At 71.3% G+C, this 15,593-nt stretch carries 14 protein-coding genes; 11 read left to right on the forward strand and 3 right to left on the reverse strand.

Annotated features, from left to right (window positions below; genetic code table 11):
- The 3 genes from ACFYOY_RS06390 to proP all read left to right on the forward strand — a co-directional run bounded on the left by ACFYOY_RS06390 (window position 1) and on the right by proP (window position 2,706).
- Window positions 1-480: a heat shock protein transcriptional repressor HspR gene (locus ACFYOY_RS06390; protein WP_093463424.1), complete on the forward strand. Its 480-nt coding sequence runs from the start codon at window positions 1-3 to the stop codon at window positions 478-480.
- A 189-nt stretch (window positions 481-669) separates the two neighbouring features.
- A complete protein-coding gene (locus tag ACFYOY_RS06395) occupies window positions 670-1,041 on the forward strand; it encodes a cupin domain-containing protein (RefSeq protein ID WP_351883268.1) in 372 nt (123 codons plus the stop codon).
- A gap of 54 nt (window positions 1,042-1,095) precedes the next feature.
- A complete protein-coding gene (proP, locus tag ACFYOY_RS06400; protein ID WP_388585164.1) occupies window positions 1,096-2,706 on the forward strand; it encodes a glycine betaine/L-proline transporter ProP in 1,611 nt (536 codons plus the stop codon).
- Window positions 2,707-2,719: 13 nt separating this feature from the next.
- Here the strand turns inward: proP and ACFYOY_RS06405 are convergent, their stop codons facing one another.
- Window positions 2,720-3,124 carry a pyridoxamine 5'-phosphate oxidase family protein gene (locus ACFYOY_RS06405; protein WP_388585166.1) on the reverse strand — a complete coding sequence of 135 codons (405 nt, stop codon included), beginning with the start codon at window positions 3,122-3,124 and terminating at the stop codon, window positions 2,720-2,722.
- A gap of 137 nt (window positions 3,125-3,261) precedes the next feature.
- Between ACFYOY_RS06405 and clpB the strand changes: the two genes are divergently transcribed.
- Window positions 3,262-5,853, forward strand: coding sequence for an ATP-dependent chaperone ClpB (gene clpB, locus ACFYOY_RS06410; protein ID WP_388585169.1), 2,592 nt, complete (start codon window positions 3,262-3,264; stop codon window positions 5,851-5,853).
- A gap of 131 nt (window positions 5,854-5,984) precedes the next feature.
- Entirely contained in the window at window positions 5,985-6,521 is a 537-nt protein-coding gene (locus ACFYOY_RS06415) for a YbjN domain-containing protein (protein ID WP_351883262.1), read from the forward strand.
- Window positions 6,522-7,019: 498 nt separating this feature from the next.
- Here ACFYOY_RS06415 and ACFYOY_RS06420 read toward each other — a convergent pair whose 3' ends face one another.
- Window positions 7,020-8,201: a pyridoxal phosphate-dependent aminotransferase gene (locus tag ACFYOY_RS06420; protein ID WP_351883260.1), complete on the reverse strand. Its 1,182-nt coding sequence runs from the start codon at window positions 8,199-8,201 to the stop codon at window positions 7,020-7,022.
- 193 nt (window positions 8,202-8,394) lie between these two features.
- Here ACFYOY_RS06420 and ACFYOY_RS06425 point away from each other — a divergent pair, with 193 nt between their 5' ends.
- Window positions 8,395-9,339, forward strand: a complete 945-nt coding sequence (locus tag ACFYOY_RS06425; protein WP_351883258.1) for a DUF5996 family protein — start codon at window positions 8,395-8,397, stop codon at window positions 9,337-9,339.
- Between the two features lie 21 nt (window positions 9,340-9,360).
- Here the strand turns inward: ACFYOY_RS06425 and ACFYOY_RS06430 are convergent, their stop codons facing one another.
- Window positions 9,361-9,741 carry a VOC family protein gene (locus ACFYOY_RS06430; protein ID WP_388585173.1) on the reverse strand — a complete coding sequence of 127 codons (381 nt, stop codon included), beginning with the start codon at window positions 9,739-9,741 and terminating at the stop codon, window positions 9,361-9,363.
- 801 nt (window positions 9,742-10,542) lie between these two features.
- Between ACFYOY_RS06430 and ACFYOY_RS06435 the strand changes: the two genes are divergently transcribed.
- From ACFYOY_RS06435 to pyrE, 5 genes are all read left to right on the forward strand, one after another.
- Window positions 10,543-11,133, forward strand: coding sequence for a DUF2617 family protein (locus ACFYOY_RS06435; RefSeq protein ID WP_388585176.1), 591 nt, complete (start codon window positions 10,543-10,545; stop codon window positions 11,131-11,133).
- Between the two features lie 120 nt (window positions 11,134-11,253).
- Window positions 11,254-12,849, forward strand: coding sequence for a polyamine aminopropyltransferase (locus ACFYOY_RS06440; protein ID WP_351883876.1), 1,596 nt, complete (start codon window positions 11,254-11,256; stop codon window positions 12,847-12,849).
- A 286-nt stretch (window positions 12,850-13,135) separates the two neighbouring features.
- Entirely contained in the window at window positions 13,136-14,059 is a 924-nt protein-coding gene (locus ACFYOY_RS06445) for an SRPBCC family protein (RefSeq protein ID WP_388585178.1), read from the forward strand.
- A 25-nt stretch (window positions 14,060-14,084) separates the two neighbouring features.
- Window positions 14,085-14,900, forward strand: coding sequence for an aldose 1-epimerase (locus tag ACFYOY_RS06450; RefSeq protein ID WP_388585180.1), 816 nt, complete (start codon window positions 14,085-14,087; stop codon window positions 14,898-14,900).
- 114 nt (window positions 14,901-15,014) lie between these two features.
- Entirely contained in the window at window positions 15,015-15,560 is a 546-nt protein-coding gene (gene pyrE / locus ACFYOY_RS06455) for an orotate phosphoribosyltransferase (protein WP_388585183.1), read from the forward strand.
- The last annotated feature ends 33 nt before the right edge of the window (window positions 15,561-15,593 follow it).

Consider the following 15,593-nt stretch of genomic DNA (forward strand, 5'->3'; position numbering starts at 1 on the left):
ATGGAGTCGCACGGCCGAGGAGGCATCGGAGGCAGGGGCGCCGGCCGGCCCCGTAACCCTTATGAACTGACCGAGGATTCGCCGGTGTACGTCATCTCGGTGGCGGCTCAGCTCTCCGGACTGCACCCGCAGACCCTGCGTCAGTACGACCGCCTCGGCCTGGTTTCCCCCGACCGCACCGCCGGCCGTGGTCGGCGGTACTCAGCGCGCGACATCCAGCTGCTCCGCCAGGTCCAGCAGCTGTCCCAGGACGAGGGCATCAACCTCGCCGGGATCAAGCGCATCATCGAACTGGAGAACCAGGTCGCGGCTCTCCAGTCCCGTGTCGCCGAGCTCCAGGCCGCGGTCGAGGGCGCCGCGACCGCCATGCAGCAGCGCGAGGCCCAGGTCCACGCTTCCTACCGCCGTGACCTGGTCCGCTACCAGGACGTCCAGCAGAGCAGCGCTCTGGTGGTCTGGCGTCCCAAGCGCCCGGAGTAGCGACCCGGCGCGCCGCAGATCGTCGCAGGCCCGGTGACCGTCCTTACGGCCACCGGGCCTTTCGCGCGCCCGGAGCGTGCGTGAGGTACCTGCCCTGCGCGGGACCGGCGCCTGCCCGGTGGGTTCCCGGCCGGGCGCGCCGATGGGGCGTCCCGGGCGCACCATGGAGAGATGGGAGGAGGTATCGCCATGGTGGAAGTCAAGACGATCGAGAAGCCGGATGAACGGCGTGACTTTCCCGGAGGCCATATCGAAGCCCTGCATCTGACCGGGCTGGATTTCGCCGTGGGCACCTTCGAGCCCGGATGGCGCTGGCGGGAGTCGGTGCGGCCGATCGTGGGGACCGATCTGTGCGAGGTCCACCACAGCGGGATCGTGGTCCAGGGCCGGATGCGGCTGCGCACGGCCGATGGCGCGGAGGCCGAGGTGGGGCCCGGGGATGTGTATGTGGTGGCGCCCGGCCATGACGCGTGGGTCGTGGGCGATGAGCAGGTCGTGGTGTACGACGTCGCCGGGCAGATGGCGTTGACGTATGCCAAGTCGAGTGAGGCCGGGGCCTGACGCGGGGGGCGGCAGCGGCGTCCTGTAGCGGTTCAGCCGTCGGCAGGGGACGAGATGAGTACCGGTCGGATACCACCGAGTGGACCCCGCCGCGGGGGGTGGCCGCGCGGGAGTGCCCGTACCGACCAGCTGATCCGGACGCTGCTGCGGCGCCGTAAGGAGTCGCTGGACATCGAGGACGTCACCGTCGTCGACAAGCCGGGGATGCGCCGCGCGGTCGCGGCGACCGCGATCGGCAACACCATGGAGTGGTTCGACTTCGGTGTCTACGCCTATGTCGCGGTCACCCTCGGCAGGGTCTTCTTCCCCGCCGAGGACCCTGCCGCCCAGGTGGTCTCCACGTTCGCCACCTTCGCCGTGGCGTTCCTGGTGCGGCCGCTGGGCGGGCTGGTGTTCGGGCCGCTGGGCGACCGGATCGGGCGGCGGCGGGTGCTGTCCACCACCATGATCATGATGGCGGCCGGCACCTTCGCGGTGGGTGTGCTGCCCGGCTACTCCGCGATCGGCTTCGCCGCCCCGCTGCTGCTCCTGGCCTGCCGGGTGGTGCAGGGCTTCTCGACCGGCGGGGAGTACGCGGGGGCGACCACCTACATCGCCGAGTTCGCGCCCGATCAGCGCCGTGGCTTCCTCGGCAGCTGGCTCGACTTCGGGACCTTCATCGGCTATTCGCTGGGCTCCGGTCTGGTCACCGTGCTCACCGCCGCCATCGGTGAGACCGGGATGGTGGAGTGGGGCTGGCGGGTGCCGTTCCTGGTGGCGGGGCCGCTGGGGCTGATCGGTCTGTATATGCGGCTGCGGCTGGAGGAGACCCCGGCGTTCCAGCAGGAGGCCGAGCGGGCGGCCGAGGCGGCACAGGCGGCGGAGGCGCACGGCGACACCGTGCCGATCGAGGAGGCCCGCCAGTCCGGAAAGGGGCGGCTGAAGGAGATCTTCACGCGGCACTGGGAGGCGATGCTGATCTGCATGGGCCTGGTGCTGCTGTACAACGTCACCAACTACATGGTGACGTCGTATCTGCCCACGTACATGGCCTCCACGCTCGGCCAGGACGCCATCACGGCCCAGTTGCTGGTGCTGGGCACCATGCTGTTCGTGGTGCTGGCGATCACGGTGGTCGGGCGCGGTTCCGACCGCTGGGGGCGGCGGCCGCTGTTCATCTTCGGCAGCCTGGGCCTGGTGGCGCTGGCCATTCCGGCGGTGCTGCTGATCCGGGCGGGCGGCGTGCTGATGCCCGCGATCGGCTGTCTGCTCCTGGGCGCGATGCTGGTCACCTTCGCGGGGACGAGTGCCGCCACGCTTCCGGCGCTGTTCCCGACCCGGCTGCGCTACGGCGCGCTGTCGATCTCGTACAACCTCTCCGTGTCGCTGTTCGGCGGGACGACGCCGCTGCTGGCCTCGTGGCTGGTGGCCACCACGCACAACACGCTGGTGCCCGCCTTCTATCTGATGGCGGCGGGTGTGATCGGGCTGATCGCCACGCTGTTCCTGCATGAGACGGCGGGGAAGCCGCTGCGCGGTTCGGGGCCCATGGTGGAGACCGAGGAGGAGGCGCGTACGGCGGTGGCCGAGAGCCGTACGGAGGCCGGGCGGCACGCCCGCGACGTCTGGATCCGGCTGCGTCACCCCTGGGCGGGGGCGGGCCACCGGGAGGAGGACGAGGAGTGACGCGGCCCGGGTCTCAGCCCTTGCCCATGGCGCGGGTGAGGGCGATTTCGATGAGGACGCGGTCGGGGTTGGGTCGCGGGGTGCGCTCGTAGCGCTCGGCGTAGCGGCGCACCGCCTCCGCGATCAGCTCGGGGTCCTCGCGTACGACCGCGAGCCCCTCCAGCGTGGCCCACCGCTTGCCCGCCAGCTGGCAGACCGCGACCCGCGCACCGCCCTCGCCCGCCGCGCGGACATGGGCGACCTTACGGCTGTGGCGGTTCGCGATGACGCGGGCGAGCCCGGCTTCGGGGTCGTAGGTGACGCCGACCGGGACGACATGCGGGGTGCCGTCCGGGCGGGGGGTGGTCAGGGTGCACAGATGGCGTTCGCGCCAGAAATCGAGGTACTCGGGATCGGGGTTGCGGGGATCGACAGCCATGGCCCAGAACCTACAGACAGGGCCCAACACATCAGGCCAGGGGAGTGGCGTGAGCGAGGTTGAGTGGAATAGACTCAACTTTGCGGAGGTTGGGTAGGGCAGGATGGGAAGATCGCAGCGAGGAGGAGCACAGGGACGTGGATGCCGAGCTGACCAACAAGAGCCGGGCGGCGCTGAGCGCCGCCAATGACCGGGCGGTGTCCTCCGGGCACGCGGATATGACGCCCGCGCATCTCCTGCTCGCCCTGCTGGAGGGCCAGGACAACGAGAACGTCATGGATCTGCTGGCAGCCGTCGAGACCGACGCGGCCCTCGTGCGCAGCGGCGCCGAGCGGCTGCTCGCCGCCCTGCCCAGCGTCCAGGGCTCCACCGTGGCCCCGCCGCAGGCCAGCCGCGAGCTGCTCGCCGTCATCGCGGACGCCACCCAGCGGGCCAGGGAACTGGGGGACGACTATGTCTCCACCGAGCATGTGCTCATCGGCATCGCCGCCAAGGGCGGTCAGGCCGGGGAGCTGCTCGACCAGCAGCGGGCGAGCGCCAAGAAGCTGCTCGCCGCGTTCGAGAAGGTCAGGGGTGGACAGCGGGTGACGACGCCCGATCCGGAGGGCACGTACAAGGCCCTGGAGAAGTTCGGCACCGACTTCACCGCCGCCGCGCGCGAGGGCAAGCTGGACCCGGTCATCGGCCGGGACCAGGAGATCCGCCGGGTGGTGCAGGTGCTCTCCCGGCGCACCAAGAACAACCCGGTGCTGATCGGCGATCCGGGCGTCGGTAAGACGGCCGTCGTCGAAGGGCTCGCCCAGCGGATCGTCAAGGGCGACGTCCCCGAGAGCCTGCGCGACAAGCGCCTGGTCGCCCTCGACCTCGGCGCGATGGTCGCGGGCGCGAAGTACCGCGGTGAGTTCGAGGAGCGGCTGAAGACCGTCCTGGCCGAGATCAAGTCGAGCGACGGCCAGATCATCACCTTCATCGACGAGCTGCACACCGTGGTCGGCGCGGGCGCCGGCGGCGACTCCGCGATGGACGCGGGCAATATGCTCAAGCCGATGCTGGCCCGCGGTGAGCTGCGCATGGTCGGCGCCACCACCCTCGACGAATACCGCGAGCGGATCGAGAAGGACGCCGCGCTCGAGCGCCGCTTCCAGCAGGTGCTGGTCGCCGAGCCGACCGTCGAGGACACCGTCGCCATCCTGCGCGGGCTCAAGGGCCGCTACGAGGCCCATCACAAGGTGCAGATCGCCGACGGCGCGCTGGTGGCCGCCGCCGCCCTCTCCGACCGGTACATCACCTCCCGCTTCCTGCCCGACAAGGCCATCGACCTGGTCGACGAGGCGGCCTCCCGGCTCCGCATGGAGATCGACTCCTCCCCGGTGGAGATCGACGAACTCCAGCGGTCGGTGGACCGGATGCGGATGGAGGAGATGGCGCTGGCCCGGGAGACCGACGAGGCCAGCAAGCTGCGGCTGGACAAGCTGCGCCGCGACCTCGCCGACAAGGAGGAGGAGCTGCGCGGGCTCACCGCCCGCTGGGAGAAGGAGAAGCAGGGCCTCAACCGCGTCGGTGAGCTCAAGGAGCGGCTGGACGAGCTGCGCGGCCAGGCCGAGCGTGCCCAGCGCGACGGCGACTTCGACACCGCCTCCAAGCTGCTGTACGGGGAGATCCCGGCCGTCGAGCGGGAGCTGGCCGAGGCGTCGGAGGCCGAGGCCGAGGTGCAGCAGGACCGCCCCACCATGGTCAAGGAGGAGGTGGGCCCGGACGACGTGGCCGATGTGGTCGCCTCCTGGACCGGCATCCCCGCCGGCCGGCTGCTGGAGGGCGAGACCAAGAAGCTGCTGCGCATGGAGGAGGAGCTGGGCAAGCGGCTGATCGGCCAGATGGAAGCCGTAAGGGCGGTATCGGACGCCGTGCGCAGGACCCGCGCGGGCATCGCCGACCCGGACCGGCCCACCGGTTCGTTCCTCTTCCTCGGCCCCACCGGCGTCGGCAAGACCGAGCTGGCCAAGGCGCTCGCCGACTTCCTCTTCGACGACGAGCGGGCCATGGTCCGCATCGACATGAGCGAGTACGGCGAGAAGCACAGTGTGGCCCGGCTGGTCGGCGCCCCGCCCGGCTACGTCGGCTACGAGGAGGGCGGCCAGCTGACCGAGGCGGTGCGCCGCCGCCCATACAGCGTGGTGCTGCTGGACGAGGTGGAGAAGGCCCACCCCGAGGTCTTCGACATCCTGTTGCAGGTCCTCGACGACGGGCGGCTCACCGACGGCCAGGGCCGGACGGTGGACTTCCGCAACACCATCCTGGTGCTCACCTCCAACCTGGGCAGCCAGTACCTGATGGATCCGCTGCTCGGCGAGGAGGAGAAGAAGCAGAGCGTCCTGGAGACCGTGCGGGCCTCCTTCAAGCCGGAATTCCTCAACCGCCTGGATGACCTCGTGGTCTTCTCCGCGCTCAGCGGGCCGGAGCTGGCCCGGATCGCCGAGCTCCAGATCGCCCGGCTGGCCCGCCGCCTCGCCGACCGCAGGCTGACCCTCGACGTCACCCCGGCCGCGCTGGAATGGCTGGCCGAGGAGGGCAACGACCCGGCTTACGGGGCGCGCCCGCTGCGCCGGCTGATCCAGACCGCGATCGGCGACCAGCTGGCCAAGGAGATCCTCGCCGGGGAGATCCGCGACGGCGACAAGGTCCGGGTGGACCGAGTCGGCGACGAGCTTCTGGTGGGCCCCGCGCAATAGGTCCCGGCACGTCCCGGCAATAGGTCCGGCCGGTCCTTGTTCGGCCGGATCGGGCAATGTACGGCCGGGGTTGCACGGCGGGGGCGGGTGTGAGGGAGGATGGCGGTATTCCATACGAAGGGAAATCCACGGTGAGCATCGACCCGTCCTCGATTCCGAATTTCGGGGGTCAGCCCGAGCCCGAACCGACGGGTCCGAGCGGCCCCGTGCTGCCCGACCAGGATCTGGTCAAGCAGCTGCTGGAGCAGATGGAGCTGAAGTACGTCGTCGACGAGGAGGGGGACCTCGCCGCGCCGTGGGAGCAGTTCCGCACCTATTTCATGTTCCGCGGGGAGGAGGAGCAGCAGGTCTTCTCCGTCCGTACGTTCTACGACCGGCCGCATGGCATCGATGAGAAGCCGCGGCTGCTCGAGGCGATCGACGACTGGAACCGCCGCACGTTGTGGCCGAAGGTCTACACCCACACCAATGACGACGGCACGGTCCGGTTGATCGGCGAGGCGCAGATGCTGATCGGCACCGGCGTCAGCCTTGAGCACTTCGTATCCAGCACGGTCAGCTGGGTGCGGGCTTCGATCGAGTTCGACCGCTGGCTGGTCGAACAGCTCGGTCTGGAGGCCGACATCGAGTCCGACGGCGACGACAAGCCGGGCGACGGCGAGTCCTGAGCCGCGGGGCCCGTGTCGCGGTCGGGCCGGGGGCTGGATCGCGGCCGGACTGGTGGCCCGGGGTCCGGGGCCATATCGGCCCGTATCGCGGTGAGGCCGGGCTGTCGGCCATGGTCAGCAGATACGTCCCGTAGAGACAGGAGAGCCCGGCCAGCGCGCCGCCCATCAGGACGGCGGCGCGTGGCCGGGCTCTTGCCATCGCCGGCGCCGCCGGGAGCGCCGCTCGCGGCGAGATCGAGAGCGGTGACCCAGCGGTCCTGGACGCCCAGATAGCCGCGCGAGGTGCCGCGCCGCACCCCCACCCAGCCGGTGTAGCCGAGCCGGCCGAGCGGTGACAGCGCGCGGGCACTCGACGGACATGCGCCGAGCCCCCGGGAGGGGACGGACCAGGGGGCTCGGCGGACACACCGACCATCCGCCAGACCGCGGACGCCCGCGACCTGGAAGGCCCATCCGGGGGAGGCTTACCGGCTTACCGGGGTGACCGGAGGCGCAGCGTCAGCCGGCGCCGAGCGTCTTCAGGCGGGCGACCGCGTCCGTAAGGACCTCATCGCGCTTGCAGAAGGCGAAGCGGACGAACGGGGAGCCCTGGTCCTGGTGGTCGTAGAAGACCGCGTTCGGGACGGCGACCACGCCGCAGCGCTCGGGGAGGGAGCGGCAGAAGGCGAAGCCGTCGGTCTCGCCGAGGGGCCGGATGTCGGTGGTGATGAAGTACGTGCCCGAGGGGCGGAAGACCTGGAAGCCCGCGTCGGTCAGGCCGTCGGCCAGCAGATCGCGCTTGGCGCGCAGATCCTCGCGGATGCCGTGGAAATAGGCGTCGGGCAGGCGCAGCGCCTCGCCGACCGCGTACTGGAAGGGACCCGCCGAGACATAGGTGAGGTACTGCTTGGCCGAGCGCACCGCTGTGACCAGCTCGGGAGCGCCGGTCACCCAGCCGACCTTCCAGCCCGTGAACGAAAACGTCTTGCCGCTGCTGCTGATGGTGACGGTCCGCTCGCGCATCCCGGGGAAGGAGACGAGCGGGGTGTGCGCGGTGCCGAAGACGAGATGCTCGTAGACCTCGTCGGTGACCACCAGCAGATCGCGCTCGACGGCGAGCTCGGCGACCGCGGCCAGCTCATCGTGGGTGAGCACGGTGCCGGTGGGGTTGTGCGGGGTGTTGAGCAGGATGAGCCGGGTGCGATCGGTGACGGCGGCGCGCAGCTCGTCCAGGTCCAGCCGGAAGGTGTCCCCGTCGGGGCGGAGGGTGACCGGGACGCGGACCCCGCCCGCCATGGCGATGCAGGCGGCGTACGAGTCGTAGTACGGCTCCAGCGCGACCACCTCGTCCCCCGGCTCCACCAGCGCCAGCAGCGACGCCGCGATGGCCTCGGTGGCGCCCGCGGTGATCAGCACCTCGGTGTCGGGGTCGAAGCCCAGCCCGTACCAGCGCCGCTGGTGCTCGGCGACGGCGGTGCGCAACTCGGGCACGCCGGGGCCGGGCGGATACTGATTGCCCCGCCCGTCCCGCAGCGCGCGTACGGCGGCCTCGCGCACCTCCTCGGGGCCGTCGGTGTCCGGGAAGCCCTGGCCCAGATTGATCGCGCCGGTGCGCACGGCGAGGGCGGACATCTCGGCGAAGATCGTGGTCCCGAAGGCGGCCAGTCGGCGATTGAGCGGCGGTCGTCCCATGGCGCCCATACTCCGCCGAAGCGTCGGCCTTCATCAACCTCGCTCTTGCCCGGGTCGCGGCAGCTCACCGGCGGACTCGGGCACCTGGCGTCGACCCGGGGTTTTCATCGGCGTGATGGACGGGTACTCGGCCGGGTCGGAATATATTTAATGTGATCGATTGCGCGTTTTGCCGGAGTCGTGAGGCCCCGCGGGAGGCGAGATGGCCATGCACGAGACACAGCAGGCGGGCGCCTGGCCGCGGCTTCGGCTGGAGGACTGGGGTGAGGCGCGGGACACGCTGCATATGTGGACGCAGATCGTCGGCAAGATCCGGCTGGATCATGCGCCACCGGCCAACCAGTGGTGGCAGGTGACCTTGTATGTCACCCCGCGCGGGCTGAGCACGTCCACGATTCCGTATCGGAGCGGGGCGTTCGATATCGAGTTCGACTTTGTCGATCAGCGGCTGGGGATTCGGGTCAGTGACGGGAGCCGGCGAGAGCTGGCGCTGGAGTCCAAACCGGTGTCCCAGTTCTACTCCGAGATCATGGGTGTGCTGGGAGATCTGGGCATCCAGACCCGGATGTACCCCCGCCCGAACGAGGTGCCCGTGTCGATCCCATTCCCGGAGGATCACCGGCACGCGGTGTACGACCCACACGCCACCCGGCTCTTCTGGGGTCAATTGCTGAGCGCACACCGGGTGTTCGGGGAATTCCGGTCCCATTTCGTCGGCAAGGCCAGCCCCGTGCACTTCTTCTGGGGAGCGATGGACCTGGCCGTCACCCGCTTCTCCGGCCGCACCGCGCCGCCGCATCCCCCCGGAGGGGTGCCGAATCTGCCGGACCGGGTGACACAGGAGGCGTACTCCGTCGAGCTCTCCAGCTGCGGCTTCTGGCCCGGCGGCGGCGAGGAGGGCGGCTTCTACTCCTACGCCTACCCCGAGCCCGCCGGTTTCGCCGACCAGCCGGTCCAGCCCGCGACGGCCTCGTACCGGCGGGACGTCGGTGAGTTCGTGCTGCCCTACGAGACGGTCGCCACCGCGGCCGATCCGGACCGGATGCTGACCGAATTCCTGCACAGCACCTACGAGGCGGCCGCCGAACTGGCCGACTGGGATCGCGCGGTCCTGGAAGCCGACCCGCATCATTGGGAGCACCGCTAGCGGCGCGCCCTCGCAGCGGCGTCAGGGCCAGACGTTGGCCTGCGCCCGGAAGGTCTCGGGGTCGGTCTCCAGGGGCAGTACGCACATCAAGTGGCCGCCGGGGACGCGGAGCACCCGGCACTCCTGCCACTGCGCAATCTGCTCAGCGCCCAGGGCGAGCAGGCGCGCGGTTTCCGCCTCGACGTCGTCGGTCTCGAAGTCCAAGTGGATGCGGGGTGCGTCGTCGACCGCCTGGACGGCGGTGACCAGCCCTGGCAGGGCCTCGTGGAGTGTGGTGAATTGCGGCTGCGGCGGATACGGCTCCGCGGTGACGCCGAGGGCCGCGGACCAGAAGGCGGTCGCCCGGGCGGCCTCGGCTTCGGGCGCGTCGATCAGAACGGCGTACACACGGCTCCTGTGCATGCATGGCAAATTACCCCCCTGAGCCCACGGCCAGTCGCGCCTCGCCGAACCTCTGGACTTCCTCAACTTCGCTTTCGACCCGCATGAGGTCGGGCAGGGGACCCGATAGGTACGAAGCGGTACCTCGCTACGGGGGATGGAAGGAGAGTGAGGACCATGGGTCCTGTCGTCATCTTGGTCGTGGTGGCGTTCACGTTCGCGGCGGTCGCCGCGCTGAGCGCCGGTCGGTCGAAGGGGTACAGCGGACGACGCAAGCGGTCCTGGGGGGCGGGTTCCAGTGGGGCGGCCGGTGGTAGCTGGTGGGCCGGTGGCGACGGCGGTGGTGGCCATCACGGGGGTGGGCACCACGGCGGCGGTGGCTGTGGTGGCGGAAGTGGCTGCGGTGGCGGTGGTGGAGGTGGCTGCGGTGGCGGCGGCGGTGGTGGTGGCGGTGGCTGCGGAGGGGGCGCCTGATCCCCTAGCCACCACGCGTCCTTACGGTCGCCATGCCGTCCTTACGGTCAGGCCGTCCTTATGGTCGCCATGCCGTCTTACGGCCGTGAAGCAATGAGCCCGCGCCCGGCGCGCCAACGTGCGCCGGGCGCGGGCTTGTTGAACACTTGACCTAGAAGGCGCCCTAGGGGGTGGAAACCCGGCGAAGATGGGTAAAAACGATGTGGCGCCCAGCATTTCATGATTCCGTATACCACCATCGACCTTACGGCCCCACGTGGGTACGAGCCGGCGTATGCGCATGCCCCTGGTTCACCGCGGGGCGAGTCGGCCCATCTTTTTTCCATTGCGTGTTTGCGGAGCCGATCCATGCTCACGACCCTCAAGACTGCCTACACCGATACCCGCGCCGCTGACCTCGCCTGGGGCCTGGGACGGGAACCGCTTCCCGCCCTCGCCGTGCTTGATCTTCAACTCCATGGTTTCGACGTCCAGTTGAGGCTCCTGGGAGCCTCGCATCAGGTTCTCCTCGAAGGGGAGGGCAGCCGTTGCTCGGAGACCGTGGCCTGTATGTCCGGCAACAGCACCGCGCTTCCGCTGGGGGTTTCCACGCTCGTCGACGGCCGCGAATACGAATTCGCGGCGCGCGTCGAGGAGTTGTCGCAAGGGGCCTTCGCCGGGCGTGCGCAGGAGCTGCTCGCGCTGGTGGCCGACCATCCGCACGGGCTGGCCGGCACCTTTCCCGGCAGTCCGAACGCGTTCACGGCGCTGCTCGCGCAGTGGCACGAGGGCACGGTGGGCTGGCGGACCTGGCATGCCTACCCCCAGGAGGGGCGGCTGGTCACCACCCGCACCTGCGTGGGGGCCCGGGTGCCGGCCGCGCTCCGGCCGCCGGGCGCGGGCGGGCTCGAGATAGGTAGCCCGCCCGGTGGGCGGTCGCCCCAAGTGCCGTGTGCCTAAAGGGGGTCCAGGGTGTTCGCGAGGCCATCGATGCCCGATGCGTGAACGGCAATGCACTCGTGTGGGGGACGAGGCGTAAGCGATATGTAACGTAACGTTCCCTTTGTGATCGATTCGCCGATGTCCGCCGTCTCGGATGCGCCGTCGTCGCCGGAGTCCGGCCCTCCGGCGCGGCTGCCCGTGAGGGCGACGCTCGGCCGCTTCCTCGTCCTCGGTACCGTCTTCGTCTGCGCCGCCTGCGGCCTCGTCTACGAGCTCGAACTCGTCGCGCTCGCCTCGTACTTGGCGGGTGACTCGGTCACCCAGGCATCCGTGGTGCTGTCCGTGATGGTCTTCGCCATGGGCGTCGGCTCGCTGCTGGCCAAGCGGCTGCGCTGCCGGGCCGCCGTCGGCTTCGGCGCGGTCGAGGCGGTGCTCGCGCTCGTCGGCGGCTGCTCGGCGATGGCGCTGTACGCGTGCTTCGCGTGGGGAGGCCACTCGCGCTTCGCGCTCGTCGGCTTCTCGTTCGCGATCGGGGTGCTCATCGGGGCCGAGGTGCCGCTGCTGATGACCCTCATCCAGCGGGTGCGCCGGCAGGACGCGGGCGGCGCGGTGGCCGATCTGTTCGCGGCGGACTATGTGGGAGCGCTGGTCGGCGGGCTCGCCTTTCCCTTTCTGCTGCTGCCCGCGTTCGGGCAGCTCACCGGCGCACTGGTCACCGGCGCGGTCAACACGGTCGCGGGCGGGGCACTGGTGCTCTGGCTGTTCCGCCGCGATCTGAGCGTACGGGCGCGGTGGACGCTGATCGTCGTCAATGGGCTGGTGCTCGCCGCGCTGACCGCCGGTGCCGTGCTGACCCCCTCCTTCGAGCGGGCCGCCCGGCAGGCCGTCTACGGACCGGGGGTGCGGGTCGCGCTGCGCACCGGCGAGCAGGAGATCGTGCTCGTGGGCGGCGGAGCGGGCGGGCGGTCGCTGGCCCTCTTCGTCAACGGGCGGCTGCGGGTCAGCGGGCGCGACGAGGTCCGCTACCACGAGGCGCTGATCCACCCGGCGATGGCCGCCGGACCGCACGGCCGGGTCCTGGTGCTGGGCGGGGGCGACGGGCTCGCGGCGCGCGAGGTGCTGCGGTACCCGGGGGTCCGTTCGGTGACCGTCGTGGAGCGCGACGCGGAGGTGGTGCGGCTGGCCCGGCGCGATCCGGGCCTGTCCGCGCTCAACGGCGGCGCCTACCGCGACCCGCGGGTGCGGGCGGTGACGGCGGACGCCTTCGACTGGCTGCGCCGGTCCATGGCGTACGACGTGGTGGTCTGCGATCTGCCCGCCCCCGAACTCACCCCGAGCACCAAGTATTACTCGCAGGAGTTCTACGGCCTGGCCGAGCGGGTGCTGGCGCCCGGCGGCCGGCTGGTGGTCCACGCCGGGCCGCTGCGGCCCGAGCCACGGGCGTTCTGGACGGTGGACGCGACGATGCGCTCGGTCGGACTGCGGACCGCGCCCTACGTGATCGACACTCCGCGCCCGGGCCGTGGCTCCCCGCGTCCCGGCCGTGGTTCCCCGCACGACTGGGGCTTTGTGCTGGCGGCGCGCTCCCCGGTGGGGGTGCGGCTGGCCCCGCACGATCCGCGGCCGCGCTCGCTGACGGAGGAGGGGCTACAGGCGGCCCGCCGCACGGCCGAGCGGCATCGCGAGACGGGGCTGCCTCCCTCCACGTTGATGCGTCCGCGGTATGGGGAGTGAGGCGCCTTGGCGGGGCACACCTTGAGTTTGTGGTGCGCGCCCCGTGCACCCCTCGCCGGGGCGGGGCGCTGAGCCTCCGGCGCCGGGCGCGAGTGCCCGCCCGCACGCCGGGGGCGTGCGTCGGCGGCGCGTGCCTGGTGGGTGCGCCATCAGTCGCGGCAGGCCCCCTAGGAGGCCAGGCCGCAGGGCCAGGACCGCCGTAGCCAGGCCGTGGGCGGCGCGCCCGGTGCGGAAAGTTGTCCGGGAACGGGTCTCAGGTAACGAGCGATGGGTAGTGTTTTGAGCTATGGAGCATGAGGTGTTCGTTCCGTTTCCCGTCGACACCGTCCGGCTGGCGCTCGCGGAGCCCGACCGCGTCGCACGTTGCGTTCCCGGGCTCCAGCGGGACGCCGATGAGGCCGCCGGGCCGCTTTCCGGCCGGCTGCGGCTGCGCATCGGCGGGTCCACCATCACCTACCGCGGCGTGCTGCGCGTCGGTCGGCGCGCCGATGCCTTCGAGATCGAGGGCGAGGGCACCGAGGCGCGCGGCAGCGGCTCGGTGAAGCTGGCGCTGACCGTGACGCCGAAGCCCGTCGAGGGCGGTACGGCGCTGGTCTGCGCCGGGACGGTCCACAGCGAGGGGCGGCTGGCCGAGTTCGACGACGAGGCGTCCACGACCGTGGCCCGCCGCATGCTGGACCGGTTCGCCTCGGCGCTCACCGCCGGGCTGCAGACGTCCCCGATCATGGCGGCCACCGAGGACGAGGCCCCTGGCGGGCCCGCCGACGGGCCCGCTGACGAGGCCACTGACGACGAGGCCGGCGACAAGGCCACTGACGCCGGTACGGCCGCCGCCGCGGAGGAGTCCGGGCTGCCGACCGAGGCCGAGTTTCCGCTCTCGGCCGACGACATGGACATCGACGACGTCGGCGACCTCGAGGACGTCGACGACGCGGACGCCGTCGAGGAGCCCGTCGGCTTCGGCGACCTCGCCGATCTCGACGACCTGGACGACGAGCCCCCGGCCGAGGCCGCCCACGCCCGCCGCACGATGATCGGCCGCTCCACGGAGGAGGTCGACCACGCCCCGCCGCGCGGCCGCTACGCCCCCGTCCCCGCGCCCGAGACCGTCTCCACCAGCGCCACCCTGCGCTGGGCCGCGCCCGCCGCGGCGGTGGTGCTCGCCTCCGTCGTCGTCGTGGGCCGTCGCGTACTTCGCCGCCGCCGATGAGCGTGTGCGCATAGGGTCGGTAGCCGTGACCACCGAAGAGACACCGGAGACCAAGGGCGTACGGCTGACCGCCGGGGACGCCGAGCTGACCGTCTCACCCGAGAACGGCTGCCGTATCGGTTCACTGCGCATCGGCGGTACGGAGCTGCTGCGACAGGGCCCGCGGTTCGGGGCGTTCCCGATGGTGCCGTGGTGCGGCCGGACCGGGCTGGGCCGGTTCCGCAACGGCGGGCAGATCCACCAACTGCCCATCAACTCCCCGCCGCACGCGATCCACGGGACCGGCCGGAACGTCGCATGGAGCCCGGTCAGCACCGGTCAGTCCAGCGCGGCCTTCACCTACGACCTCGCCGACCCCTGGCCGTACGAGGGCCGGGTCACCCAGACCTTCGAGCTCTCCCCGGACAGCGCGACCGTGACCATGAGCGTGGAGACCGAGGGCGATTCCTTCCCGGCGCAGGCGGGCTGGCATCCGTGGTTCCTGCGGAACCTGGGCGATGGCGGCGCCGATGCCGAGATCGCCTTCGACGCCGCATGGCAGGAGGAGCGCGGGGAGGACCACCTCCCCACCGGCCGCCGGATCGCGCCGAAGCCCGGCCCCTGGGACGACTGCTTCGGCATGCCGCAGGGGGTGGACGTCACGCTCACCTGGCCCGGGCGGCTCGAGCTGAAGGTCACCAGCCGCACGGAGTGGGTGGTCGTCTACGACGAGCAGGCGGAGGCGGTGTGCGTCGAACCGCAGTCCGGCCCGCCCAACGGCCTCAACCTCCTGCCGCGCCTGGTCACCCCCATCGATCCGCTGGAGCTCTCCATGACCTGGAGCTGGCGCACACTGGCCTGAGAGAGCGGAGCGCTCGGCCTGACGGAGCGGGGCGGCTCGGCCTGACGGAGCGGGGCGGCTCGGCCCGAGGGAACGGAGTGCCTTGAGGGGTTCCGAGGGGCACCGCCTAAGCTCATGCGCATGAGCGATGCGCGTGACGCCCTGCTGCAGCAGATCAAGGACAAGGCCGTGGTCCACGGCAAGGTGACCCTCTCCTCCGGGCGTGAGGCCGACTACTACATCGACCTGCGCCGGATCACCCTGGACGCCGAGGCCGCGCCGCTGGTCGGGCAGGTCATGCTCGATGCCACGGCCGATCTGGAGTACGACGCGGTCGGCGGTCTGACGCTGGGCGCCGACCCGGTGGCCACGTCCATGCTGCACGCGGCGGCCGCGCGCGGCCGCCGGCTCGACGCCTTCGTGGTCCGCAAGGCCCAGAAGACGCACGGGATGCAGCGGCGGATCGAGGGCCCGGACATCGCGGGCCGCCGGGTGCTGGTGGTCGAGGACACCTCCACCACCGGTGGTTCGCCGCTGACCGCGGTGGAGGCGGCACGGGAGGCGGGCGCGGAGGTCGTCGCGGTCGCGACGATCGTCGAGCGCGGCGCCGCGCCCGCGATCGCGGATGCCGGGCTGCCGTACCTCCCGGCGTACTCGCTTACCGACCTCGAGCTGAGCTGAATCGTGGCGGGTGGGGCGGTCGGACGTTTCACG

Origin of the sequence: Streptomyces sp. NPDC007875, from assembly GCF_042868035.1 — a bacterium.
In the GTDB taxonomy this organism is placed as follows: domain Bacteria; phylum Actinomycetota; class Actinomycetes; order Streptomycetales; family Streptomycetaceae; genus Streptomyces; species Streptomyces antimycoticus.